At 52.3% G+C, this 23,829-nt stretch carries 20 protein-coding genes and 1 other RNA gene; all 21 read right to left on the bottom strand.

Annotated elements, in window-relative coordinates:
• Positions 1-35 precede the first annotated feature (35 nt).
• Entirely contained in the window at positions 36-1,373 is a 1,338-nt protein-coding gene (locus tag SACSAC_RS20860) for a PhoH family protein (protein ID WP_037289916.1), read from the bottom strand.
• Between the two features lie 137 nt (positions 1,374-1,510).
• The gene (locus tag SACSAC_RS20865) at positions 1,511-1,963 is read right to left on the bottom strand and encodes a pyridoxamine 5'-phosphate oxidase family protein (protein WP_037289919.1); all 453 of its coding nucleotides are present in this window, start codon (positions 1,961-1,963) and stop codon (positions 1,511-1,513) included.
• Positions 1,964-2,043: 80 nt separating this feature from the next.
• Positions 2,044-3,147: an LCP family protein gene (locus SACSAC_RS20870; RefSeq protein ID WP_037289922.1), complete on the bottom strand. Its 1,104-nt coding sequence runs from the start codon at positions 3,145-3,147 to the stop codon at positions 2,044-2,046.
• 185 nt (positions 3,148-3,332) lie between these two features.
• Positions 3,333-5,174, bottom strand: coding sequence for a translational GTPase TypA (gene typA, locus SACSAC_RS20875; RefSeq protein ID WP_037289925.1), 1,842 nt, complete (start codon positions 5,172-5,174; stop codon positions 3,333-3,335).
• Positions 5,175-5,312: 138 nt separating this feature from the next.
• Complete coding sequence (locus tag SACSAC_RS20880; RefSeq protein ID WP_037289927.1) at positions 5,313-5,825, bottom strand: hypothetical protein; 513 nt, start codon at positions 5,823-5,825, stop codon at positions 5,313-5,315.
• 131 nt (positions 5,826-5,956) lie between these two features.
• Positions 5,957-7,198, bottom strand: coding sequence for a tRNA uracil 4-sulfurtransferase ThiI (thiI, locus tag SACSAC_RS20885; protein ID WP_037289930.1), 1,242 nt, complete (start codon positions 7,196-7,198; stop codon positions 5,957-5,959).
• Positions 7,199-7,201: 3 nt separating this feature from the next.
• Positions 7,202-8,356: a cysteine desulfurase family protein gene (locus SACSAC_RS20890; RefSeq protein WP_037289932.1), complete on the bottom strand. Its 1,155-nt coding sequence runs from the start codon at positions 8,354-8,356 to the stop codon at positions 7,202-7,204.
• A 162-nt stretch (positions 8,357-8,518) separates the two neighbouring features.
• Positions 8,519-9,280: a lytic transglycosylase domain-containing protein gene (locus SACSAC_RS20895; RefSeq protein ID WP_051507299.1), complete on the bottom strand. Its 762-nt coding sequence runs from the start codon at positions 9,278-9,280 to the stop codon at positions 8,519-8,521.
• Positions 9,281-9,378: 98 nt separating this feature from the next.
• Entirely contained in the window at positions 9,379-9,879 is a 501-nt protein-coding gene (locus SACSAC_RS20900) for a DUF3907 family protein (RefSeq protein WP_037293421.1), read from the bottom strand.
• A gap of 1,149 nt (positions 9,880-11,028) precedes the next feature.
• Positions 11,029-11,445, bottom strand: an RNA gene (gene rnpB / locus SACSAC_RS27450) — RNase P RNA component class A.
• Between the two features lie 58 nt (positions 11,446-11,503).
• Positions 11,504-12,619: a Nif3-like dinuclear metal center hexameric protein gene (locus SACSAC_RS20905; RefSeq protein WP_037289938.1), complete on the bottom strand. Its 1,116-nt coding sequence runs from the start codon at positions 12,617-12,619 to the stop codon at positions 11,504-11,506.
• On the bottom strand, positions 12,586-13,356 hold the full coding sequence (locus SACSAC_RS20910) for a tRNA (adenine(22)-N(1))-methyltransferase (RefSeq protein ID WP_037289943.1): 771 nt from the start codon (positions 13,354-13,356) through the stop codon (positions 12,586-12,588). The genes SACSAC_RS20905 and SACSAC_RS20910 overlap by 34 nt, the downstream gene beginning before the upstream one ends.
• Positions 13,353-14,189: a hypothetical protein gene (locus SACSAC_RS20915; protein ID WP_037289945.1), complete on the bottom strand. Its 837-nt coding sequence runs from the start codon at positions 14,187-14,189 to the stop codon at positions 13,353-13,355. Before SACSAC_RS20915 ends, SACSAC_RS20910 begins: the two co-directional genes overlap by 4 nt.
• Before the next feature lie 261 nt (positions 14,190-14,450).
• On the bottom strand, positions 14,451-15,578 hold the full coding sequence (gene rpoD / locus SACSAC_RS20920; protein ID WP_037289947.1) for an RNA polymerase sigma factor RpoD: 1,128 nt from the start codon (positions 15,576-15,578) through the stop codon (positions 14,451-14,453).
• A gap of 46 nt (positions 15,579-15,624) precedes the next feature.
• Positions 15,625-17,583, bottom strand: coding sequence for a DNA primase (gene dnaG, locus SACSAC_RS20925; RefSeq protein WP_037289950.1), 1,959 nt, complete (start codon positions 17,581-17,583; stop codon positions 15,625-15,627).
• Between the two features lie 31 nt (positions 17,584-17,614).
• Positions 17,615-18,070 (bottom strand): YaiI/YqxD family protein, encoded by a 456-nt coding sequence (locus tag SACSAC_RS20930; protein ID WP_037293424.1) that lies wholly within the window; start codon positions 18,068-18,070, stop codon positions 17,615-17,617.
• A 278-nt stretch (positions 18,071-18,348) separates the two neighbouring features.
• Entirely contained in the window at positions 18,349-20,445 is a 2,097-nt protein-coding gene (gene glyS, locus SACSAC_RS20935; RefSeq protein ID WP_037289953.1) for a glycine--tRNA ligase subunit beta, read from the bottom strand.
• Positions 20,445-21,326, bottom strand: a complete 882-nt coding sequence (glyQ, locus tag SACSAC_RS20940; protein ID WP_037289955.1) for a glycine--tRNA ligase subunit alpha — start codon at positions 21,324-21,326, stop codon at positions 20,445-20,447. Before glyQ ends, glyS begins: the two co-directional genes overlap by 1 nt.
• Before the next feature lie 397 nt (positions 21,327-21,723).
• Positions 21,724-22,482: a DNA repair protein RecO gene (gene recO, locus SACSAC_RS20945; RefSeq protein ID WP_037289956.1), complete on the bottom strand. Its 759-nt coding sequence runs from the start codon at positions 22,480-22,482 to the stop codon at positions 21,724-21,726.
• A 1-nt stretch (position 22,483) separates the two neighbouring features.
• Complete coding sequence (gene era / locus SACSAC_RS20950) at positions 22,484-23,389, bottom strand: GTPase Era (protein ID WP_037289958.1); 906 nt, start codon at positions 23,387-23,389, stop codon at positions 22,484-22,486.
• 27 nt (positions 23,390-23,416) lie between these two features.
• Positions 23,417-23,821, bottom strand: coding sequence for a cytidine deaminase (locus tag SACSAC_RS20955; RefSeq protein ID WP_037293425.1), 405 nt, complete (start codon positions 23,819-23,821; stop codon positions 23,417-23,419).
• Between the last annotated feature and the right edge of the window lie 8 nt (positions 23,822-23,829).

A 23,829-nucleotide genomic window follows, 5' to 3' on the forward strand; every position in this document is an offset into this window, starting at 1 on the left:
CCCGGATTCTTGGAATTTGATTGCATCTGTTTCCTCTATAATAAGTCTGCTGCCAACTGCGCCAATTTGGAACGCTCTCCTTTTTCCAAGTGAATATGTCCCGCCAGCTTTTGCGACTTGAACTGCTCCACCGCGTACGTCAATCCGTTACTGGCCGCATCCAGATACGGGTGGTCAATCTGATCCGGATCACCGACAAGCACCATCTTGCTGCCTTCGCCGGCACGCGAGATAATGGTCTTCACTTCATGCCGCGATAAATTTTGCGCTTCGTCGATAATGATGAACTGCGACGGAATCGAACGCCCTCGGATATACGTTAAAGCTTCAACTTGAATGCTGCCCATCCCCATCAAAATCTTATCGATATCCCCGGCGCTTTTGGTGTCGAATAAAAATTCCAGATTATCGTAAATAGGCTGCATCCACGGCCGAAGCTTTTCTTCCTTTTCGCCCGGCAAATACCCGATATCTTTGCCCATTGGGACGACAGGGCGAGCAACCAGCAGCTTTTTATACTTTCGCTCGTCCTCAACCTTCATTAAAGCAGCAGCGAGAGCGAGCAGCGTTTTGCCCGTTCCGGCCTTGCCCGTAATCGTGACCAACGGAATGTCTTCCGACAATAAAAGCTCCAATGCCATCCGCTGCTGCGCGTTCCGAGCAACAATTCCCCATACCGGATCATGTCCCTGAAACAACGGCTCCAACCGCTTCGCGTCTGCGTTTAGCTTGACCAACGCCGACTTGCTTCCGCCTTCATCCTTGAGAATGGCAAACTCGTTGGGATAAAGCTGCTCGGCCGGGCCACCAACATCCGAGACAAACAAGTATTTATCACGGTAAAAACGATCAATGATCTCATTCGGCACAATTAGCGGTACATAACCCGTGTAGAGCGAGTCCGGATCAGCGGCCCGATCTGTCATGTAATCCTGGGCGACAAGGCCAAGCACATCGGCTTTGACCCGAACCAGAACGTCTTTGCTCACCATGACCACCAGACGCTGCTCCGCTTCCGGCAAGCCTTCCTGTTCTTTATGATAATTAAGCGCAACGGCCAGAATGCGGTTATCGTTCGTCATTTCGCCGAAGAAATCCTGCATACCCTGGAAACTGCGATGATTGAGTTCAACCCGGAGCGTACCGCCCGATTCCAGCTCCACTCCGTTATGCAGATGCCCGCGTTCTCGAAGAGCATCCAATTCCCGCGATACGCTGCGCGCATTGCGTCCAATCTCGTCGGCCAGCCTCTTTTTCGAATCGATCTCTTCCAGCACGGTAGCCGGAATGACCACTTCATGTTCTTGAAACGAAAAAATGGATCGGGGATCGTGCAGCAGAACATTGGTATCGAGTACAAAGAGCTTTTTCACGAGAAATCCCTCCCGAGGCTTAGTGGAACCGCGAGTCTTCCTTGAATCGTCAGACGATCCAAGAAGCACCGATCGAAACCGTTCACCACCTCCTTTCAAGAACGTCGGGTAAAGGCAAAAAAGCCCGCGGCGAGCCGCTAGGCTTTTTTCATGGCATTCATGACCTGGCTGTCGAGCAACTCGGCAGCATGTCGGTCCAGCGCACGGGTGTATTCGGGAGGTGAAGACAAATGAGCTCCGTAAAACAAGGCATTGCGCACCGCTTCGACATTCACGTCGAAACAGCACATTTTGAAAGGAACATCCTGAAGAGGATTTTGCGCCACGCGCGCGGTCCCGTTGATGGCAAACATTTTCTCGCCTCCAAAGACGGTAAGGGTCACCTTCGGGTTTTCCAATATATTACGAACCAGACGCGAACGATGATCAACCGCAAAACGCAGCGTCGCCGGGTTAACGGCATACAACCAAGAAATAGCCGTTGAAGTCGGACCGTTGGTTTCGGCATCAACGGTAGCCAGCAGAGCGAACGTATCACTCTGCAGCTGCGTGAACAGGAATTCGGTCATTTGCGTAACGGCTTCGGACATCACAAGGCCTCCTATACGGCGTCTGATCGGAATCTTTGAATGCTTGCCTCATTATAACATATCGCGAATCAGGCATTCAATCATTCTCCGGCAGCAGGTATGGCAGGCTGGTGATTACCGGCCAATTCATCCTTCAACGCTTGTTTGGCAGCGGCAAGCTCGCTATCGCTAATGTACACATAAGGGCTATTCCAGGTTCCCGTAACTTTCGGGAAATTAATATTTTCTTTCGGAATATCCCAGTACGTTTTCACCAGGTTCAGAATTTGCTTGTTCTCCAAGTCGGTATCGGTATTATCGGCAACCGCATCAATCAACGAACCTGACTTGGTCAGCACATTAAACGACTGTACTTTGTCCATAATCGCGCCGATCACCTGTTGTTGACGCTGGTTACGGCTAAAGTCGTCCGACGGACCGGTTGGCGGGTTACAATTCGTTTTCCGATAACGGACATAGTCCAGCGCATTTTTGCCGTCAAGTTTCTGAGGCCCGGCCTTCAAATCGATATCCGTACCGTCGGCCGTGTCTTTGTAACACATATCCATCGTGACATCGACATCGACGCCTCCAAGCGCATCCACGATATCACGCAAGCTCTGGAAGTTGACCACCGTGACATAGTCGAGCGGGATATCAAAATATTTGCCCAGCATTCGCTGCATGGCTTCTTTCGCTTCGGTCTCGCCTTTTTTCTCCTGAGCCAGGAATGTTGGGTAGTACGCATTGACTTTGCGAACTTTGTAGCCCTCAAGCTCAATACGCGTATCGCGCGGCAACGAAACGATCGTGGCTGTATTCGTATTCGGATTCATCGCCGCAACCATCACGACATCGGTGAGGTGCGATCCCGTTTCCGAACGGAAGTCGGTTCCAAGCAGCGCCATCGCGATCGGTTGGGTATTCGCCGGCTTAACCGGCTCTCCCGCCTCGCCGATTGACTGCGACTTTTGATAAATCCATCCCAGATAAACTCCCGCTCCTATAATCAATAAGAGAAGCACGATTGAAAAAATGGTCCAAAAACGTTTGGCTCCGCTTTTTTTACGTTGGGGAGACGGCTTTCTTCCTCCGCTATTACCGCCGGAATTTCCGGAACTTCGACGAGGCGCATTCGCTTCAGCGGCACGTCCGCGGTTACCGCTTGAACGCGGCGGCAAACCGCCGCCTGTTGTGTTGCCCATTTCATACCCAGCTCCTTCTCTTGTACGATCCGCACGAAAGACGCAAGCGTTCTTTCGCACAAATGAAAACAGGGTCCGCACGCCACCACGGCGGCGGACCCTGTTCACCGCTTCATCGAACGCCCTCTGTTTAAGACGTCAGTGAAACAGGAAAAGTTACCGATTGCTTGCTTTGTTTTGAAAATTTATGCGTTAGCTTGAGCTTGCTTGCGTTGTTTCTCCGCACGCTCGCGCTCGCCTTTTTGCAGGATCTTCTTACGCAGACGAACGTTTTTCGGCGTGATTTCGCAGTATTCGTCGTCGTTCAGGTATTCCAAAGCTTGTTCCAAGGAGAACAGGCGCGGCGTTTTCATTTTAACGGTATCGTCCTTCGTTGCGGAACGTACGTTAGTCAGTTGTTTTTCGCGGCAAATGTTTACAACGATGTCGTTATCGCGCGTGTGTTCGCCAACGATCATGCCTTCGTAAACTTCTGCGCCCGGTTCAACGAACAATGTACCGCGATCTTCAACGCCGAGGATGCCGTACAGTGTCGAATTTCCGTTTTCCGTCGATACCAGAACGCCTTGGTGACGTCCGCCGACTTGACCGCCGATCAGCGGGCCATAGCTGTCGAACGCATGGTTCATTACGCCGTAGCCGCGAGTCAGAGTCAGGAAGTTTGTACGGTAACCGATCAGACCACGAGCCGGAATCAGGAATTCCAGACGAACTTGGCCTGTACCGTTATTGATCATGTTGACCATTTCGGCTTTGCGCATGCCAAGGCTTTCCATAACGGCGCCCATGCTTTCTTCCGGTACATCGATCAGGAGACGTTCGATCGGCTCCATTTTCTTACCGTCAACTTCGCGCACGATAACTTCCGGCTTCGATACTTGCATTTCGTAGCCTTCGCGACGCATATTCTCGATCAGGATACCCAAGTGAAGTTCGCCGCGGCCCGATACGACAAACGCATCCGGGCTATCGGTTTCTTCAACGCGCAAGCTGACGTCCGTTTCCAGTTCGAAGAACAGACGGTCGCGCAATTTGCGGGAAGTGACCCATTTGCCTTCGCGGCCCGCGAACGGACTGTTGTTAACGAGGAACGTCATTTGCAGAGTAGGCTCGTCGATCTTGAGGACCGGCAAAGCTTCCGGCTTTTGCGGATCGGCGATCGTTTCACCGATGTTGATGTCCTTGATACCCGCGATCGCGATGATGTCGCCGGCGCCGGCTTGTTCGATCTCGACGCGTTTCAGGCCTTGGAAGCCGAACAGCTTCTCGATGCGGGCTTGCTTCATTCCGCCTTCGCGCGTCATGACGGCAACGGATTGACCTTGACGGATCACGCCGCGGTTAACGCGACCGATCGCGATACGACCCAGGTATTCGTTGTAGTCCATCAGCGTTACGAGGAATTGCAGCGGATCTACCGTGCTTTCCGTCGGGGACGGGATATGCTCGATGATCGTGTCGTACATCGCCTTCATGTTGTCGTCTTGTTTCGCGGAATCAAGGCTCGACGTACCGTTCAGCGCGGATGCGTACACGACCGGGAAGTCGAGTTGGTGATCGTTTGCGCCCAGTTCGATGAACAGGTCGAGCACTTCGTCGATGACTTCGGACGGACGAGCCGCCGGACGGTCAATCTTGTTCACGACAACGATCGGAGTCAGGTTGTGCGCCAAAGCTTTGCCCAATACGAAACGAGTTTGCGGCATGCAGCCTTCGTAAGCGTCAACGACGAGCAGAACGCCGTCAACCATCTTCATGATCCGTTCCACTTCACCGCCGAAGTCGGCGTGTCCTGGAGTATCCACAATGTTAATCAGGAAATCTTTATAGGTAATCGCCGTATTTTTCGCCAGAATCGTAATACCGCGTTCTCTTTCGAGATCGTTGGAGTCCATGGCGCGCTCCTGCACATGCTCGTGGTCGCGGAAGATACCGGATTGTTGCAGCAGTTTGTCCACCAGCGTCGTTTTACCGTGGTCGACGTGAGCGATAATCGCGATATTGCGGATTTGTTCTCTCGAATGCATGAATGGAATGTTCCCTTCTCTATTAAAAATGTTAAAAAACGGATACTAGTGGTTCTCACAAAAGAAGCGTCCGGCAATCTCGCCGACGCTCCTCAATCCCTTTGATTATACATGATTTTCATGAAATTTCAAGCCTTTTTACATTTTGCGCCATCCGCTGCTTTTACCGCTCTGGGGTTCGGGCCAAAATAGCAACCAGGCTCCTGCAAGAATCAGAATAATCGAGAATGCGTAAAGAAAAAACGGACCCAACAAACTGAAAATAAACAAGATCATCGATAAGCCGATCAAACCGAGCGAAGCGTAATAAATCCCTTTTGGACGTTGCGTATTCAGCAATGCGTATTCATAGAGACCTATACCCGGGCCGAGCACGAATGCCGGCCACAACACTTCGATCAAGCCAAAGCCCCAAGTATTGCACAATGAGAATACAATTCCGTATACGGTCAACGTACCACCCGGCACAAGCGCCCACGCCGGAAGCGTACGGGCCGCAAAAGCCAAATGCAGCGCTACGCCGGGAATCAAAATCAGAAGCGGCCAGAAGACGCGACCGAGAAATGCGAATACGCCCCACTGTCCCAAAAGAATGATGAGTCCGGCAGTTAAAATAAAGATTCCGACAGCCTTCTTATTATTGTTTGGCATCCGATTCTCTCCTTGCGGAATTTTCGCGTCGCCTTGCGTGGAGAGGGAGCGCGAGAACGCGTCCTTCCCTTTTGTTATCGGAATATTCCGGCTGTTTATTCAGTCATTAGGCAAAATTTTAACGATCTCGCTTAGAACCAGTCCTGCTTGATCGCGGCTTCCGCCTCTGCTGCTTCACGGCGCAAACGAGCACCGCCCGCCAACAATTCGATCGTTTCCGTTCCGGCTGCCGCTTCTTCGATGAGACGCTCCAAATTCGGAGTCACCGCTTCGATCTTATTGACGATGCGCAAATTGGGATTGGTTGTCGGAGACTTCGGAACAAACAACGTGCAGCAATCCTCATACGGCAAAATGGACGTTTCGTACGTTCCGATCTTTCGCGACAAGCGAATGATTTCATCCTTGTCCGTCATGACCAACGGCCGCAGAATCGGCAGCTCGGTCGCGCGTTCGATCACGTTCATGCTCGGCAGCGTTTGGCTGGCGACCTGCCCCAGACTTTCGCCCGTGACGAGCGCCAATGCTTTTTCACGCTCGGCAACCTTCGTCGCGATCCGCAGCATGGCCCGGCGCATCAATGTAATCATAAGATTATCTTGACCCATTTGCGTAAAAGAGGTCTGAACTTCGGTAAAAGGCACGATATGCAAGCGCACCTTGCCTGCATACTCCGCCAGTCCCTGCGCCAAATCAACAACTTTTTCTTTGGCTTTTTCGCTCGTGAACGGATAGCTATGGAAATGGATGCATTCCAGCTCAAGTCCGCGTCGCAGCGCCGACCAACCGGCGACGGGACTGTCGATCCCTCCGGAAAGAAGAAGCAGCGCTTTGCCGTTCGTTCCGAGCGGGAAGCCGCCTACGCCGGGAATCACTTCTCCATATACGTATGCCGCTTTATCACGGATTTCCACGCGCAGCTCCAACTCCGGATTGCGCACATCTACCTTCAACAACGAGAAACGCTTAAGCAGCGGAGTCGCGACTAACGGATTCGATTCCTGCGAGGAGTGAGGGAAGTCTTTCCACACCCGTCGAACATTGGTCTTGAACGTCGTTTCCCGATCCAGTTCCATGGATTCGATCAGTTCTCCGGCTGCACGGATAATTTCATCCAATTCCGGCTGCACGGCACGAACCGGACTGAGCGACGTCATTCCAAATACGTTTTGCAGGATCGGAATTAACGTTTCGACGTTTTCGCTGCCGGGATCGACATAAATCCGTCCGAATTCGCGGCGGATTTTGGCATCGGGATACGGACGCATCAGCGCGCGAACATGTTCGACCGCCGCCTTTTCAAAACGAGCACGATTGCGCCCTTTAAGCGTAACTTCGCCGAAACGAAGCAGCAAATAATCATATTTCTTCATGTATTATCTTTTTCTCCCCTCAAGCGGTGCAAGACGTTCTACGGCACTGCCGATCACTTTCACTAGTTCCCGAATCTCGGATTGCCCGTGCTCATCGCCCAAGCTGATTCGAATGCCGGATATCGCCTCTTCATGCCCCCGCCCCATCGCGCTGAGCACGCGGCTCGGCTTCTCCGTTTTTGCCGAACAGGCCGATTGGGCGGACACTTGCACTCCGAGCTCTTCCAGCGCATTCAGAATCACCTGAGATTTCAAGCCCGAAAATGTAAAATGTATAATATGCGGCGATGATTGCTCCGGCTCGGTCAATCGAAGCCCGGCATGTCGATTGACTTCAGCCGTCACCATCTCACGCAGCGCATTCATTTTTTTTGCACGTTGCGTTCGTCCTTCTGCCGCTAAACGGAAAGCTTTCGCCGCGCCCACGATGGCTGCCACATTCTCCGTTCCTGCCCGCAGACCGTTTTCTTGACCGCCTCCGGAGAACAGAGGAAACAGGCGAACACCTTCGCGCACATAAAGAATACCTACTCCCCGCGGTCCGCTGATCTTATGGGCAGATAAACTGTACAGGTCGATACCCGCTTTGTTCAAATCAAGCGAAAGCTGACTAAAACCCTGTACGCCATCGACATGAAAGCGGACGCGCGGGTGAAGTTTTTTCAGCTGTTGGCCGATTTGCGCAATAGGTTGCACGGCACCCGTTTCGTTGTTTACATGCATAACACTGACCAGTGCGGTATCTTCGCGGACAGCGGCAAGCACGGCTTCAAGAGATACGATGCCGTCGGCTTCAGGCTTTACGTAAGTCGCTTCGAAGCCTAACTCCTCTAATTGCTGACAACTTTCATATACGGAGGCATGCTCGATCGCCGTGGTCACGATATGTGTTTTTCTATCTTTCCGACCCAACATCATGCCTTTAATAGCTAGATTGTTACTCTCGGTGGCACCGGAGGTGAAAATGATTTCTGTAGGCTTAACGCCTCCAATTGCAGCGGCACACACTTCTCGCGACCGTTCCAGCAGCCTCGAAGCCGCTTCGCCGCCGCGATGGATCGATGACGGATTCCCGCTATGCTCCTCCATCACCTCAGCCATGGTTCGGATGACATCCGAAGCAGTCGGGGTCGACGCCGCGTGATCAAAATTCAACATGCCTTGAGCCTTCTTTCCTTACGTCGATTCTTCTATCTTATCGTGTATCGCCTATTCTTCCAAACAGCAAAAAGATCAAAAAGGATAGGCTAGCATCTCGTCTGAACAAGACAAGCTACAAGCAGCTTTCCCTCTTTGATCTTTACCTGATCCTGGGACGGCTCAGATATATTTGGTTTGGGCGGATTCAACCCGGCCGACATATTTCTGCGTTTCGCGCGGAAGTTGATCAAACTTGGCGTTCAGATCTTCTTCGGTACGGATTCCGAGACGTTGAAGCGTTCCAGGCCCTGCATTGTAAGCAGCAAGAGCAAGACGTTGGGAGCCTCCGAAGCGGATCAACATCGAAGCGATATAGCTGGAACCGCCATTGATGTTTTGTTCGGGGTCGAAGGAATTCGTTACGCCCAGCCCGGCAGCTGTTCCGTCCATCAACTGCATCAACCCTTTCGCTCCTGCGCCGGATTGCGCATTAGGATTGAAGGACGATTCAGCATCGATGATTCCGTTAATGAGCGATTGCGGGATGCCGTATTTGGCACTCGCAGCTTGTACAATATCCGCGTATTGCGCGGCTCCCGTATTCGGCGTGCCCGATCTTACTTTTGGTTCGGATACCTGAGGCATCTCGATCTTGGCAGCCGAACTGTCCAACGAAGAAGCTCCGTTTAACGACATCGCGCCCTTTTTGAGCGAATCGACCTGATCGGCAGGCAGCGAAATGGCTGCCAGCGTCTTGAGCAACTCTTCTGCGGAGATCGAATTCGTCCCGGACTGTTCCATTTTTTGCTGCAAAAGCGCCGCAAAAACAGACGAGTCGATCTTGCCCTGTGCCATATTATTGAGAGAAGACTTGTCCAAATTCATGCTATCCATCCACTGGAATTCGATAAGCTGCTTGGCTGTCTTCGGTTCGATAATCATCGGTAGCATTCCCCTTCCTCGGTGTTAAATCCAGCTTAGCCCCGACAGACCAGGTTTGCAAAGGGACTTACGGACCGGTTATCCGGGATTCCGCCTATTTAAGAGCGCGGTGCGCTCATGCGACGCTGGCTCAAGTAATCGCTCTCGTAGTAATCCAGGTCATCGCGCAGCTCTTCATATGTTTTGGTTACGTCCAGAATGATCTCGCGCGCCGGAGCGGCAATCTGTCTGCGGAAACGAATCGCTTCCTGCCCCGTGTAAGCGTAACGGCCATCTTCGGCATAACATTCGTTTTTCGGATAAAAGAAACTATTGATAACATTATGGTACACCTTGTACAGTGTATCTTCCGCGGAATTCACGTCGAAATTGGCCCGACGAAGCAGCACTCCGATTTTTTCGGAGGACGTTTCCGAGAACACGAGCAGATGGCGAAGATCAGACAAAAATCCCTTGTAGTAAGCAACTTCTTCCTCGTCCTGCGACTCCGCAAGCTGAGGCAGCGAATACTCATTCAAAAAAGCTTCGACTCTCAGGCTGGCGGCTTTCAACTTTTCTCTGGTTGATTCACATAATTTCTGTACGTTAGGCGCTGACATAACGGCGTTTCCCCCTTGGTATTTGATCGCGCACTCGGCGCGAACCGGGTTTCCTTGCAAACCCAATTCTTGCTCCGTCCATCGTAGCATAAATTTTAAGCAAAAGCATCCGGCGAGCGGGCAATAAAGCTAACTGATAAACAATAGTTATCAGTTGCAAAGACAACGACACGCAGAGTCGCAGTCGAAACATTTGCAACCAGTTGCGAAGGTGGCGACATGTAGAGTCGCAAGCGGATCATTCGCAACCAGTTGTAAAGACAGCGACACGTAGAGTCGCAGGCGAACCGTTTGTAACCAGTTGCGAAGGTGGCGACATATAGAGTCGCTTATTAAATTCCTATCCATAGAAGAAGCCTAGCGGCTGCGGGAGAAATTCGTTAGCATATGCTTTCGATGTGCCTTTCTTCGAAAGGCTTCAGGTCGCGTGTTGCATTTGAGAAGCTGAATTGGAATTCTCATAGGAAGCTTCCCAAATGCAAAGACGAACACAAATAGCATATGCTTCCGAAGTGCATTTCTTCGAAATGCTTTACCTACACTGAATTTCTCCCTCCGCCTATTGGCGTTGTTAAAGTCTAAGTCATTTGAAATTCAAGATTACTTACATTTAAGCAAAGTTCAGATTATAAGATGTACAATGCGCTTTATTGCACACTTTTGGCATAATAGCTCTCTGCATGACTTTCTTATTCAATGACTCTTGCTTGTTTGCCAAAATGCTGACTATTTGACCACTTTTCTTTCCAAAAAAGCTGAAAATACAGACTAAATTGATGTTTTGTGCACATTTTTCGATAAAAAGAGCCGTTTGAGCTTTTTAAAGGCGAAAATGTGAGCATATCATCAACATTTTATTCTCATAAGGAAAGATTTTCTCTATTTTTTTGACGTAACGTCAACACTTGAATTTGTGAGCCAATAAATTGGCCTTTCACCTACTACTTAACCGCCATGCCGATTTCAAAACTTTTCTTCTGTTCCGACGGCCGGAGTTGAATGAAAAGAACGAAACGCAAAACGGCGTCCGCTTTCTTCGATAACGAAGAAAGCGGACGCCGCCGATCGGATTGTTCGTGCAAACAATTTTCACGTTTCTTGAAGCACCGATTGCTCGGGCGATCAAGAAGCTTGTCGGGTTGCGTCAGTTCGGAAAGTTTACCGTAAGCCGGGTTCTGTGCTGCTTTGCGGTACAGACGGGAACTACCCTCCCGCTTTGAGCGACAATCATCTGTCTAGGCCGTTTATTGCTAAACGGCTCAAGCGACCAACCTAAACGCACCCCGGGCAAGGGCTGTTTCCGGCAAAGCCAGGAACTGCGTTTCATTAGGTCTTGCTCCGGATGGGGTTTACCAGGGACGAAGTCACCAGCGCCCCTCGGAGTCTCTTACACTCCGGTTCCACCCTTACCTGTGCACGCCCGAAGGCGGCCATCGGCGGTCCATTTCTGTGGCACTAATCCTTCAGCTCGCGCTGACTGGACGTTATCCAGCATCCTGCCCTACGAAGCCCGGACTTTCCTCCCGTGCCGCCTTACGCGACACCGGCGATTGTCTGTTAAACTTCCCTTAAGCAACGGCACTTAGTATACCTCAAAAAAGTGCAGGCGACAAGTGTTTTTTCTTTACACGAATCGGAAAGGTTCGGTGTTGGGTTCCGACGCGTGCACGGTCGTTTCGCTGCCGTTCCCGGCCAGCATTCGACCCAGCAAATCCGCCACTTCGCGCTTCATGATTTTTTCCGAGTTATGTCCGGGATCGATAATCGCAAGTCCGGCCATCAGCGCGTCATGCGCCGTATGATAGTCGATGTCGCCGGTAATCAGCACGTCCGCGCCCTGGCGAATCGCATGATGAATATATCGACTGCCCGAGCCGCCCAATACAGCCGCTTTTTTCACCAAACGCTCCGGGTCGCCCACTACGCGAGCCGCAGGCACGTCAAAGCCTTTTTTCACGACTTCGGTCAACTCTGCTAAAGTCTTCGGTTCCGCCAGCTTGCCGATACGTCCCAGTCCATACGACTTACCCTTTTGCTCCAACGCATACAGGTCGTAAGCCACTTCTTCGTAAGGATGGGCTTTGAGCATCGCTTGTACGGCTTTGGAGCGCAGGTTTTCCGGAAGAACGGTTTCGATCCGAACTTCCTCCGCGCGCTCCAACTTGCCTACGCTGCCCAAATGCGGATTCGTTTGATCGCCCGGCAGGAACGTTCCGGTTCCCTCCGTATTGAAGCTGCAATGCGAATAATTGCCGATCGCTCCCGCTCCGGCAGCAAGAATCGCATCCAGCACGCCTTGATGATGAGTTTTCGGCACAAAGACGACCAACTTGAAGAGCCGCTCGCTTTGCAGCTCTTCAAGCGGCTTCGGATCTGCGATCCCGACCAGATTCGCCATCCAATCGTTCATGCCGCCTTCCGCCACGTCCAGATTGGTATGGCTAATGTAAACGGCAATATCGTGCTTGATCAGTTTTTCATATAAAGCGCCCGTCGGCGTATCCGTGCGCAGATTGGCGAGAGGGCGGAAAATGATCGCATGATGGGCCACGATCAGATTGGCGCCCAGAGCAATGGCCTCATCCACTACTTCCGGCGTCACATCCAGCGCAACCAGCACTTTCGTGATTTCTTTATTCAACGTGCCGAGCTGCAAGCCGATCTTGTCGTTATCGACAGCCAACGATTTCGGCGCGAATTTCTCCATCAATTGAATGACGGTTTGTCCTTTGGCAAGCATGCCAGCACCTCCTTGAGTACTTCGATATGGCGTTCAAGCGCTTCTTTTTTGCCTTTTGCATCTTCGCTGTCCGATCGCCCCATCGAACCTGCCACTCGCTCCAGCTTGGCAATCTCGCCGATCCATTTCTTATGGAACACAGGTGAAGCCGCACGCACAAGAAAAGGACCGAAATCGAGCAATTGCTCGCGGTCGAGCGTTACCGAAGGCTCTCCTACAGTCGTATCCGCGTAAAGCTCGGCATTTTCCTTTTCCGCCGACTCGCTGCGATCTCCTGTCAGAATCTCATAGATTTTGCCGTCTTCTTCAAGAATCGTCTCGCCCCGAAGCAGCCAGCCCTCTTCCAACAACCAGCGGCGGACCAGATCTTCCCCTACGTTCGGTTGCAGGATCAGGCGGCTTACGCCCTCCAGCTTGGCTTTTCCTTCGGTCAGAATTCGAACGATCAATGCACCGCCCATGCCTGCAACGGTAATCACGTCCGCTTCTCCCGGTTGAATCGCCGCCAATCCGTCTCCGAGTCTCACGGAAATTTTGTCTTGCAGTCCCGCTTCCGCGACTTGCTTCGCGGCAGCATCGTAAGGCCCACGATTCACTTCTCCCGCAATAGCCGAAACCGCTCGGCCTTCCTGCACCGCATAGGTCGGCAGCAAAGCATGGTCCGAACCGATATCCGCCAGGCGACTGCCGGGCGGAATCAGTTTGCAAATCGTGTTTAATCGTTGTGATAATTTCATACAGACACCCACGCAATCCATTTTTTTCGCCAGATAAACAAGAAAATAAAGGCCAACGCCAACTTGCCCAGAATGTACAAAATGATTCCGTCCGGCGCATTTTGACGCAGCAACAAGCTGTCGAGCTCAGGCATGAACCAGAGCGTCACGCCGACCGCAAAGTAGATGGAAGCAAAACGCTTCGCCTTATGATGGGCAAGCCAGCTAAGCCAGAGCAGCAGCGCGCTAAGCGGCAGCCAAAGCAACTGAAGCATCGGCCAAGAAGCTCCGGGATTCATTTGTCCGAAAAACTTCGCGTACAACAGAATCAAGGCGCCCCAGCCGCTGTAATGCAGCAGTCCGCTCGGAACGATCATACCTACCGCAAGCCATACAACGGCACACGCGGCAATCAAACCAAGCATAGACATCTCTATAGGCCAGCCGTTCAATCGAATCATCCAGGCCCCCAAGGCAAGCAGCACAAGGCTGCCGATCGCATACAGCATTTGCCCGCCCATACCGCCCATCCAGGCTCTTCCCCTGGCGTATGTACCGAGCCCGTAGCAGAATGAGACAAGCGCCGCGATCGCCGCCGCTTGAAACGGCCAGTCTAAAATCTGGAAGTAGAATCCGATCAGGAAAATCAAAGCCACGCTAACAAACGAGAGTGCCCACAGCTTAAAATTACCCTGTTGCAGGGATGAAACCGACAACGTGCTTTTTTTCTTCGGCTGCGTTTGCTCATCATCATATAAGTTTAACAAAAAATCGCAATAATGTTCGGGTAAAAGTTTACCTTTACGCCAATTTTCGATTTCCATAATGATGACTCTCTTTTTTTCCCGTTCCAAAAGCGCTCCTCCTTATAGGGCCAGTCTTTAATCACTTACCGCTGCTGAAGCCGTTCTCATTTTTATATCGGCAAATCGCTTCGCTACGATTACCCGCAAGCCGCCAAGCGGCTATTCCTATTTTATTGTAACCAAAAATTTTCAACCCGCCTATCAGGCGGGATACACGGATAGGCGGGACTTTTGAGCGAACCTCTCCCAGAAATCGACGCTTCACGCAAAAGACCACCGGAGCAGCGCCCCGGCGGTCTGATCGGTCATTTATTCCAGGAAATCTTTAAGTCGCTTGCTGCGGCTCGGATGGCGAAGCTTGCGGAGCGCTTTGGCTTCGATCTGACGAATCCGTTCGCGCGTAACGCCAAATACCTTGCCGACTTCTTCGAGAGTTCGCGTACGTCCGTCATCCAGACCGAAACGCAGTCTGAGCACGTTCTCCTCGCGGTCGGTCAATGTGTCGAGCACATCTTCCAACTGTTCCTTGAGCAGCTCGTAGGCAGCGGCATCTGCTGGAGCCAATGCTTCCTGATCTTCAATAAAATCGCCGAGATGCGAGTCGTCTTCTTCACCGATCGGCGTTTCCAGCGAGACCGGTTCCTGGGCGATCTTCATGATCTCCCGAACCTTCTCTACGCTAAGTTCCATTTCGGCGGCAATTTCTTCCGGCGAGGGCTCTCGGCCGAACTCCTGCAACAACTGCCGGGAAACCCGGATCAGCTTGTTGATCGTCTCGACCATATGAACCGGAATCCGAATGGTCCGGGCCTGATCGGCGATCGCACGGGTGATGGCCTGGCGAATCCACCAGGTGGCATACGTACTGAATTTGAACCCTTTTTTGTAGTCGAATTTCTCTACCGCTTTGATGAGGCCCATATTGCCTTCCTGAATCAAATCCAGGAACAACATGCCTCGTCCGACATAGCGTTTGGCAATACTGACGACGAGACGAAGATTCGCTTCCGCCAGACGGCGCTTGGCTTCTTCATCGCCTTCTTTGATCCGCTTTGCCAATTCCACTTCATCATCGGCGGAGAGCAAGGGAACGCGCCCGATTTCCTTGAGGTACATCCGTACCGGGTCGTTGATCTTAATACCCGGCGGCAGTGCGAGATCGTCTTCGAATTCCGATTCCTCGCTGCCTTCTCGTTCGCTTCTCAAACGCGGACGTTCTTCTTCCTCGTCGCTTTCGTCTCCTACTTCAATTCCCAGGTCACCTAGCTGTTCATAGAACTCATCGATCTGTTCAGGATCTTGATCGAACGGAGACAATTTCTCGGCAATCTCTTTATAGCTGAGATGCGATCTTTTTTTGCCGAGTTCGATCAATTGTTCCTTCACCTGGTCGAGAGTCAGTTCGCCTTCCAATTCCGTATGTTGCTCATTCGCCATTCTGAGACTCCCTCCTCCCCGGACTTCGAACCGAAAAACGCGTTCGCTATTGCCGTTCCAGGGCTATGATTTCACTTGCGATTTGAGCAGCGAGCAGGAAATCACCATCTTTTTCGGCGCGCATCATTTCTTCGCGTTTGCGCTCAATACCGCGCAACTGGGGCACCTTGCGAACTTCCCGGATGCAATCGTCGAGTACCTGCTCGTTCCACTCACGCGGACCTTCCATCATAACAATGGCGCTAACCGTCTTCTCCAGCTTCTCGTCCTGTAAGGAAGAGATGAAGCGGCTGCTATCAGGCTCGCGGTCCTGCGCGTAAAAAGCATAAAGATAAGCGGATATGGCCGCATGTTCGGGTAGATTGAACTCGTTTCCGAGTCGTTGCTCGACATATTCGGATGCTTGACGGTCCTGAAGCATAAAGAACAGCAAACGTCGCTCAGCGGTTTGATGGGCAGGCAATAAATCACGGTTCGGACGCGTCCGGCGTTCTTGCGGGAAAAAATCCTCTTCGGAATTTCCGTAATTTCCGCCACCGCCTCCGAAGTTTCCTTTTTTTCCGTATCCGCCTTTATTCGCATAGTCTCCACGATCTCGGCCCCTGCCGCCATACTGTCCGCCGCGTCCGCCTTGTCTGGAATCGGAGTAAGCGGGTCCCGGATCTCCTTGGCCCGGAGCGGGTCTGCTCTGCTCCTGTCGGATCAGGTTGCAATCCTGCTTAAGGCTATCAAAGGAAACATCGACTTCGGAGGACAATTCGCGCAGATAGACTTCTCGCTCGGTCGGCGAACTCAGAGCGGCAATAACCGGCAATGCGGCTCTGGCATAATCGACACGGCCGCTTTCTTCCGTTAAACGATGGCCGCGACGCAGATTGGCCAGACGGAATTTCGTCGTCGAGGCCGCATCTTCCACCACTTGACGGATAAACCGATCTCCGCCGTTCGAACGAATATAATCGTCGGGATCTACGCCGGGCGGCAGCATCGCGATTTTCACCTGCAAGCCTGCCTGTTCCAGAATCGGAATACTTTTCAGCGCCGCATTCTGCCCTGCATTGTCTCCGTCGTAGCAGACAAGCACTTCGTCCGCCGTAGTTTTGATCATGGCTGCATGTTGGTCGGTAAGCGATGTACCCATTGTTGCGACTCCGTTATGCACGCCGGCTTCCCAAGCCGCGATCACGTCACCGTAACCTTCGAATAAGACGGCCTGACGTTGCTTGCGAATCGCGCTTCGCGCCTGCCCGAAGTTGTACAGCACCCGACTTTTGTTAAATAATCGGCTCTCCGGCGAGTTTACGTACTTCGGATGTCCTTCGCCGAGTATGCGCCCGGCAAAAGCAATAGTCTTGCCGCTTCGATTGGCAATCGGAAACATGATCCGTCCGCGAAAGCGGTCAACGTACCCGTCTCCGTTTTGTTTGGCTGAAATCAGCCCGCCCTTCTCCATTTCCGCCAGATCGAATGAACGCTTATCCAAGAACTGAACGAGCGTATCCCAACGATCCGGTGCGAATCCGATGCCGAACTGGTCGATCATTTTGTCGCCGATACCGCGCCCGCGCAAATATTCCAGCGCCGGACGGCCGTGCTCCGTGTTTTTCAACAAAAAATGATAGAATTTTTCGCTCCATTCGTACGCCTGAAGGAGACGTCCGGTTTCTCGGTCTTGAGGCGATTCCGGCTTTCCAGCGGTATTCTGGAAAGGAATATGCGCCTCCTCCGCCATAATCTTCACAGCTTCGGGGAAAGATAGTCCTTCGATTTCCATCCTGAATTTGATGGCGTTGCCCCCCATGCCGCAGCCGTAGCAGTAGAAGATTTGGCGATCCGGCGTCACCGTAAAAGAAGGGGTCTTTTCGGAATGGAACGGGCATAGGCCTTTCATATACTTCCCCTGTTTGGTCAGATGTACATGTCTGCCAACCGTTTCGACGATATCGTGCTGCGTCAGCACCGCATCGATCGTTTCCTCCGGAATATTTCCGTATTCCGTACTCATAGTAACCACCTTCTAATGAAAATAATATTCGCTATACCTGCTGCTTCTCCTGCAAATCATGTAAAAGTTTTAAACATTTTTCCGAGAAAACAGCCCGATCCTCCGTCGTAAACTTTTTGGGGCCCTTGGTTCGGCCTCCTCCGCGGCGCACTTTTGCACTCGTATGTCGGCGATCGAGCAAAAACTCGATATTGTCCGCATCGTAAACGACGCCTCTTTCCGACATTGCGTAAGCACGCTTTGCCAAGACCAGAGCAGCCAAACCATAATCCTGCGTGACTACCAAATCTCCTGCGCGCAAATGGTTGACGATATACAGATCGGCACTTTCCTTTCCCCGATCTACCCTTACAACTTGCACGCCGGCTTCTTCGCGCAACATATGATCGTATGAAGAGACCAACACTACGGAGACGCCAACTTTTGACGCCGCATGTTTGATCTCGTCTTTAACCGGACAAGCATCGGCATCGACCATGATACGCATACCTTCCGCTTCGGCTTCCACAATAGCCTCCCTTCATTCGGACGCGATGCCCTGCTTTTCGGCTTCCGCCCGAAGCTATGCGAAAAACGGAACGTTTCCCGCCGTATGCTTGGAGAAGCGAGAACCGTTAGGCGCTACGCTTCCCAAGCACAAGAGAAACAATTCATCCGGTACCGCCGTATGACGACCGACCTTGCTCTCTGCGCGGGAAAAATTCCGTATCGGGTTATTATTTAATTGGCGCAAAAAGCAGTTGTACTCCCTATTTTACATCGTTCTTACTGCCAAACCAACTTTCCGAAATCGGCAAATTGTTTGAGGTCGCTATCAACGGATGCAAGCAGAGCCAAGCGGTTGGCACGCACCTTTTCATCCTCTGCCATTACCATTACCCGGTCGAAGAAGGTCGTAATCGGTTGCTTGAGCCCCGACAGTGCAGTCAATTCAGCCGCGGCCGCCGTCATGGCTCCTTCTTCTTCGGCGTAAGCCCAAGTTTCGCGCTGTCTGTGCAGCAGTTGCCACGCTTCAAACAGCTCGCGTTCCGCTTCGTCTTCGAATAGTTCCGGCTTTATTTCACGCTCTTGCGTTTTTGCAGCCAGGTTGCTCGTACGCGTGAACGATTCGACCGTCGTCTTGAAATCCTCCTCATTCAGCACGGCTTGCATTAGAGCCTTGCCGCGGGCAACAACCGCCGGAATGTCTCCGAAGCCTGCTGCGATTACCGCGTCCACCACGTCGTAACGGAGGTTGTCCGACAGCAATTTTTTCACGCGGAGTTCGAAGAAGTCGCGTAGGTCTTTGCGCACTTCGTCTGCCGTACGTTTCAGGTTCCCCGCTTGCTCATGCACCGCAATCGACAGGTCGAACAATTGCTCCAATGTCAGATCCAGATCATGATCGAGCAGAATTTGCACGATGCCTGCCGCTTGGCGACGCAGCGCGTACGGGTCCTGCGATCCGGTCGGGATGATGCCGATCCCGAAGAATCCGACGATCGCATCGGTTTTGTCCGCCAGACTGACCACCGAACCCACGATCGAAGCCGGAACGGATTCACCCGCGAAACGAGGCTGATAGTGTTCGAATACGGCACGTGCCACTTCTTCTTTTTCGCCCGCCTTGCGTGCATAGTCTTCGCCCATCACGCCTTGAAGCTCAGGGAATTCGTAGACCATTTGCGTAACCAGGTCGAATTTGCAAATATCGGCCGCGCGGCTGATATGTTGCGCCGTTTCGTTGTCCAGTTTCAATTGCGCAGCAACGCTGTCCGCAGTCTGGCGAATCCGGCGAACTTTGTCTCCCGTGCTGCCCAGATCTTCATGGAAAACGACGCTCTCCAGCTTCGCCAAGAAATCTTGAATCGCGACTTTCTGATCTTCTTCGTAGAAGAATTTCGCGTCGGACAGACGGGCGCGCAGCACCTTCTCATTGCCTTTTGCAATAACATCCAACGATTTGGCGTCACCGTTGCGCACCGTTACGAAAAACGGAAGCAGCTTGCCTTCGGCGTCCAATACGGGGAAATAACGTTGGTGCTCGCGCATCGATGTGATCAACACTTCCTGCGGAATGTTCAGGAACGATTCTTCGAACGTGCCGAACAATGCGGTAGGCGTCTCGACAAGGAACAGCACTTCTTCAAGCAGATCTTCTTTGATCGCGATATTCCAGTCTTTTTGCTCGGCGAGATCGCGGATTTGCTTCAGGATCAATGCCTCGCGTTCTTCAACGTCGACCAGCACATGCTGGGCGCGCAGCGCTTCGACATAATCGGAAGCCTGTCCGATCAATGTCTCGCTGCCGAGGAAACGGTGTCCGCGCGATACGCGGTTCGTCGCTACGTCCGTGATCTCGAAAGGCACGATCTCTTCGCCGAACAAAGCCACCATCCAGCGAATCGGGCGGATAAAGCGGAAATCATGCGTGCCCCAACGCATGTTTTTCGGGAAGGTTAGCGAAGAGATAATGCTCTTCAGGCCTTCCGGCAGCAGCACGGACGCTTCCTGTCCGTTCAGGCTTTTCGTTGCGTAAATGTATTCTACGCCGCCAAGCTCCTTGAACGTGAAATCGCTCGCTTCGACGCCTTGGCTGCGGGCAAAGCCCAGAGCGGCCTTCGACCAATCGCCGTTTGCGTCCTGCGCGATTTTGCGGGAAGGCCCTTTCACTTCTTCGTTCACGTCGTCTTGCTTCTCCGCTACGCCGCGAGCCAGAACAGCCAGACGGCGAGGGGTTGCATAAGCTTCGACTTTATCATAGCTCAGACGAGATGCGTCCAACCATTTTTCCGTTTTCTCGCGCAGTTGATTCATCGCGGCGCGCAGGAAGCGGGCCGGTACTTCTTCAAGCCCGATTTCGAGCAACAGATCTTTTGCCATTACGCTTCCACCTCTTTCTTAATGAGCGGGAAGCCCAGCTTCTCGCGTTCCTCGACATAAGCGGCCGCAACTTTACGAGCCAGGTTACGCACTCTGGTAATATAGCCGGTCCGTTCCGTAACGCTGATTGCGCCGCGCGCATCGAGCAGGTTGAACGTATGCGAACATTTCAATACATAATCGTAAGCTGGGAAAACCAAGTTCTCGTTCGCCGCGCGTCCTGCTTCCTGCTCGTACATGTTGAACAAGGTGAACAGCATTTGAGCGTCGGACAACTCGAATGTGTATTTGGAATGCTCATACTCCGCTTGACGGTAAACGTCGCCGTACGTCATGCCTTCCACGTATTCCAGATCGAACACGTTCTCTTTGTCTTGAATATACGAAGCCAGACGCTCCATGCCGTACGTGATTTCAACGGCTACCGGATTCGTATCCATGCCGCCCACTTGTTGGAAATACGTGAACTGCGTAATTTCCATACCGTCCAGCCACACTTCCCAGCCAAGGCCTGCGCAGCCCAATGTCGGATTCTCCCAGTTATCTTCGACAAAACGGATATCGTGGATCAGCGGATCGACGCCCAGTGCTTTCAGGCTGTCCAAATACAGTTCCTGAATATTGTCCGGCGAAGGCTTGATGATGACCTGGAATTGGTGATGCTGATACAAACGGTTCGGATTTTCCCCGTAGCGTCCGTCGGACGGACGACGCGAAGGCTCGACATAAGCGACTTTCCACGGCTCGGGTCCGAGCGATCTCAGGTACGTCATCGGGTTCATCGTGCCGGCGCCTTTTTCGGTGTCGTAAGGCTGTGCGTTAATACATCCCTGTTCCGCCCAGAACTGCTGGAGCGTCAGGATCATGCTTTGAAAATTCATCGTAAGCACTCCTTTATCAATTGGATCGGCTGAACGGACGGGGGGATTTTTGCGATCGGAAAAGTTAAAAAAATACGCAAAAAACTCCCGTCCTTACGCCTGATTAGACAGACGTAGGGACGAGAGTTAATTGTGCATCTCCGATGCATGTTAACACCCGCGGTTCCACCCTACTTGAATGCGCGGCGGTCGTCGAACGATCGCGAATCGCATTCCTCTTTTCCGTACGCTTAACGTCTTGCTCGCTCCCGGAAATGCCTGATCATGGGTATCGCGGTTACTCCAGGCTTGCACTCTCCCCGGCTCGCTGCCAAAAAACCGTATCTTGATCCCATGCTTTCCATTCAACGCGTGACGAGACGCTTAGCAATGTTACTTTATTGTAAGGCTGCACAGCTTATTTGTCAAAGCCGTAGTTCTCCAGTTGATCGAGAAAACGTTTGGACTTCAGGTTGATGCCGATATGCTCGCGCATCAACGCTTCCATTACTTTTTTCAACTCAAGCTTGGTCTCCGGTTTGACGTCCACGTTGCCAAGTCGGCGCAAATCGAGTTTCGCAAATACGCGCAGCAGCGATAATGCTCGGCCCGTGACCGGAACGGCGTACGGATCGGCTGCGCGGAACGGAATGCTGAGCACGCCGCCGAGCCTCGGGCTGATCAACGCATCGCCTTCGACGTGACGCTGACTCGCCGAGCAAATTTCAAGCTCCGGGCCATAACCCGAAGCTTGCAGCATTTTCATCTCGAAAAGCCGGGTCATGACTTCGGCATCTTTCCCTTCTCGCAGCCCGCTTAAAAAGGCTAACAGCTGCTCGAACCAAAAGCTCCCGGTGTCCTCGTCCTGCAACCCCCTGTCGATCAACTCGCAGGCATACGCGCCGTGCGCAGCCATGACCAAATCTTCGCGAAGTTTATGGTTGGACTCGAAAATCTCTCCGTCATTCAGCGTTCCGAGCCCGCTCCCGCCGCGGAAAAAGCTGAATATGCCGTACGTAAAAGGTTGGGTGAGCGAAGCATGGCGACTTTTGACCTTTTTCGCTCCGCGGACGAGTACGCCGATTTTGCCGTGCGTCTGCGTGCAAAGCGTAATGATCTTGTTCGTCTCCCCGTAGTCCATAGCCCGGATCACGATGCCTTCGAGACGGTACAACATCCTAAGCGTCCCGGTGGAAGCCCAGATCGCGCAGAACGCGGTCTTGGTTGCGCCAATCCTTTTTCACTTTGACCCATAGCTCCAGGAAAATCTTCGAACCGAGCAGATTTTCGATGTCCTGACGAGCCCGCTTGCCGACTTCTTTCAACATCGCGCCTTGTTTGCCGATGACGATGCCTTTTTGCGAATCGCGCTCGACGAAAATGACGGCTCCGACGGAAACGACGCCGTTATCCTGCTTTTTCATGTCTTCGATCGTAACGGCAATGGAGTGCGGAATTTCTTCGCGCGTCATTTGAAGGATTTTTTCGCGGATCAATTCGGCAATAACGAATTGTTCCGGGTGATCCGTGATTTGGTCTTCCGGATAATACTGCGGGCCTTCCGGCAAATACTTGCCGAGCTGCTCCATTAACGTCTCCACGTTGTTGCCGAATTTGGCCGAAATCGGTACCACTTCCGCAAATTCGTACAGCTTGCGATACGTCTCGATCAAAGGCAGCAGCGCTTCCGGCTCGACCAGATCGATTTTGTTCAAAATCAGGAACACGGGCGTTTTGATCTTGCCCAGTTGCTCGATGATATAACGGTCACCGCCGCCGATGCCTTCCGCCGCGTCGATCAGGAACATCGCCGCTTCGACTTCGCCCAGCGTATTCAGTGCCGTATTATTCATAAAATCGCCAAGCTTGGACTGACGTTTATGAATGCCCGGAGTATCCAGGAAAACGATTTGCTTGCTGTTATCCGTGTACACCCCATGAATTTTATTGCGTGTCGTTTGCGGTTTATCGGACATGATCGCAATTTTCTGCCCGATAATTTGGTTCATCAGCGTCGACTTGCCGACATTCGGCCGACCGACGATTGCGACAAATCCGGATTTGAAGCCTTTTCTGCTCTCCATCATATTCCTCCTCTTGATGTCTTGTCGTTACTTATCCAGATCCCACGGTCCGAACGCGTCCGGCAGAAGTTCCCGGATCGTCGTCTCGCGGGTTTCACCCTTCAGATTGCCAAGCACGACCGGCATATCCGGCTTGCACAATTCAACCAATACTTGACGGCATACGCCGCACGGAGCAATCGGTCCATCCGTATCGCCCACGACAGCCAGCATGGCGAAACTTCCCGGTTGATGACCGTCGGCCACCGCACTGAACAACGCTGTACGCTCCGCACAGTTCGATGGTCCGTATGCCGCATTTTCAATATTGCAGCCGTGGTGGACATGTCCGTGCTCGTCGAGCAGGGCAGCACCTACTTTGAATCCCGAATAGGGCACATAGGCCTTGTCTCGGGCTTTGATTGCTTCCTGAATGAGTACAGCTGCATCAATTGTCATGA

It is taken from the genome of Saccharibacillus sacchari DSM 19268 (assembly GCF_000585395.1).
In the GTDB taxonomy this organism is placed as follows: domain Bacteria; phylum Bacillota; class Bacilli; order Paenibacillales; family Paenibacillaceae; genus Saccharibacillus; species Saccharibacillus sacchari.

Bases quoted from the DNA above. Each gene is read 5' to 3' on its own strand.
- dnaG (WP_037289950.1), bottom strand. From the start codon at position 17,583: ATGAGTACGGAATACGGAAATATTCCGGAGGAAACGATCGATGCGGTG.
- recO (WP_037289956.1), bottom strand. From the start codon at position 22,482: ATGTTGTACCGTCTCGAAGGCATCGTGATCCGGGCTATGGACTACGGG.
- glyQ (WP_037289955.1), bottom strand. From the start codon at position 21,326: ATGAATTTTCAAAGCATGATCCTGACGCTCCAGCAGTTCTGGGCGGAA.
- SACSAC_RS20865 (WP_037289919.1), bottom strand. From the start codon at position 1,963: ATGTCCGAAGCCGTTACGCAAATGACCGAATTCCTGTTCACGCAGCTG.
- SACSAC_RS20880 (WP_037289927.1), bottom strand. From the start codon at position 5,825: ATGCCAAACAATAATAAGAAGGCTGTCGGAATCTTTATTTTAACTGCC.
- SACSAC_RS20910 (WP_037289943.1), bottom strand. From the start codon at position 13,356: ATGAAATTATCACAACGATTAAACACGATTTGCAAACTGATTCCGCCC.
- rpoD (WP_037289947.1), bottom strand. From the start codon at position 15,578: ATGGCGAATGAGCAACATACGGAATTGGAAGGCGAACTGACTCTCGAC.
- SACSAC_RS20930 (WP_037293424.1), bottom strand. From the start codon at position 18,070: ATGCGTATCATGGTCGATGCCGATGCTTGTCCGGTTAAAGACGAGATC.
- thiI (WP_037289930.1), bottom strand. From the start codon at position 7,198: ATGAAGAAATATGATTATTTGCTGCTTCGTTTCGGCGAAGTTACGCTT.
- SACSAC_RS20895 (WP_051507299.1), bottom strand. From the start codon at position 9,280: ATGATTATCGAACCGAAGACAGCCAAGCAGCTTATCGAATTCCAGTGG.
- era (WP_037289958.1), bottom strand. From the start codon at position 23,389: ATGGAGAGCAGAAAAGGCTTCAAATCCGGATTTGTCGCAATCGTCGGT.
- typA (WP_037289925.1), bottom strand. From the start codon at position 5,174: ATGCATTCGAGAGAACAAATCCGCAATATCGCGATTATCGCTCACGTC.
- glyS (WP_037289953.1), bottom strand. From the start codon at position 20,445: ATGGCAAAAGATCTGTTGCTCGAAATCGGGCTTGAAGAAGTACCGGCC.
- SACSAC_RS20905 (WP_037289938.1), bottom strand. From the start codon at position 12,619: ATGCTTGCCAAAGGACAAACCGTCATTCAATTGATGGAGAAATTCGCG.
- SACSAC_RS20870 (WP_037289922.1), bottom strand. From the start codon at position 3,147: ATGGGCAACACAACAGGCGGCGGTTTGCCGCCGCGTTCAAGCGGTAAC.
- SACSAC_RS20900 (WP_037293421.1), bottom strand. From the start codon at position 9,879: ATGTCAGCGCCTAACGTACAGAAATTATGTGAATCAACCAGAGAAAAG.
- SACSAC_RS20890 (WP_037289932.1), bottom strand. From the start codon at position 8,356: ATGTTGAATTTTGATCACGCGGCGTCGACCCCGACTGCTTCGGATGTC.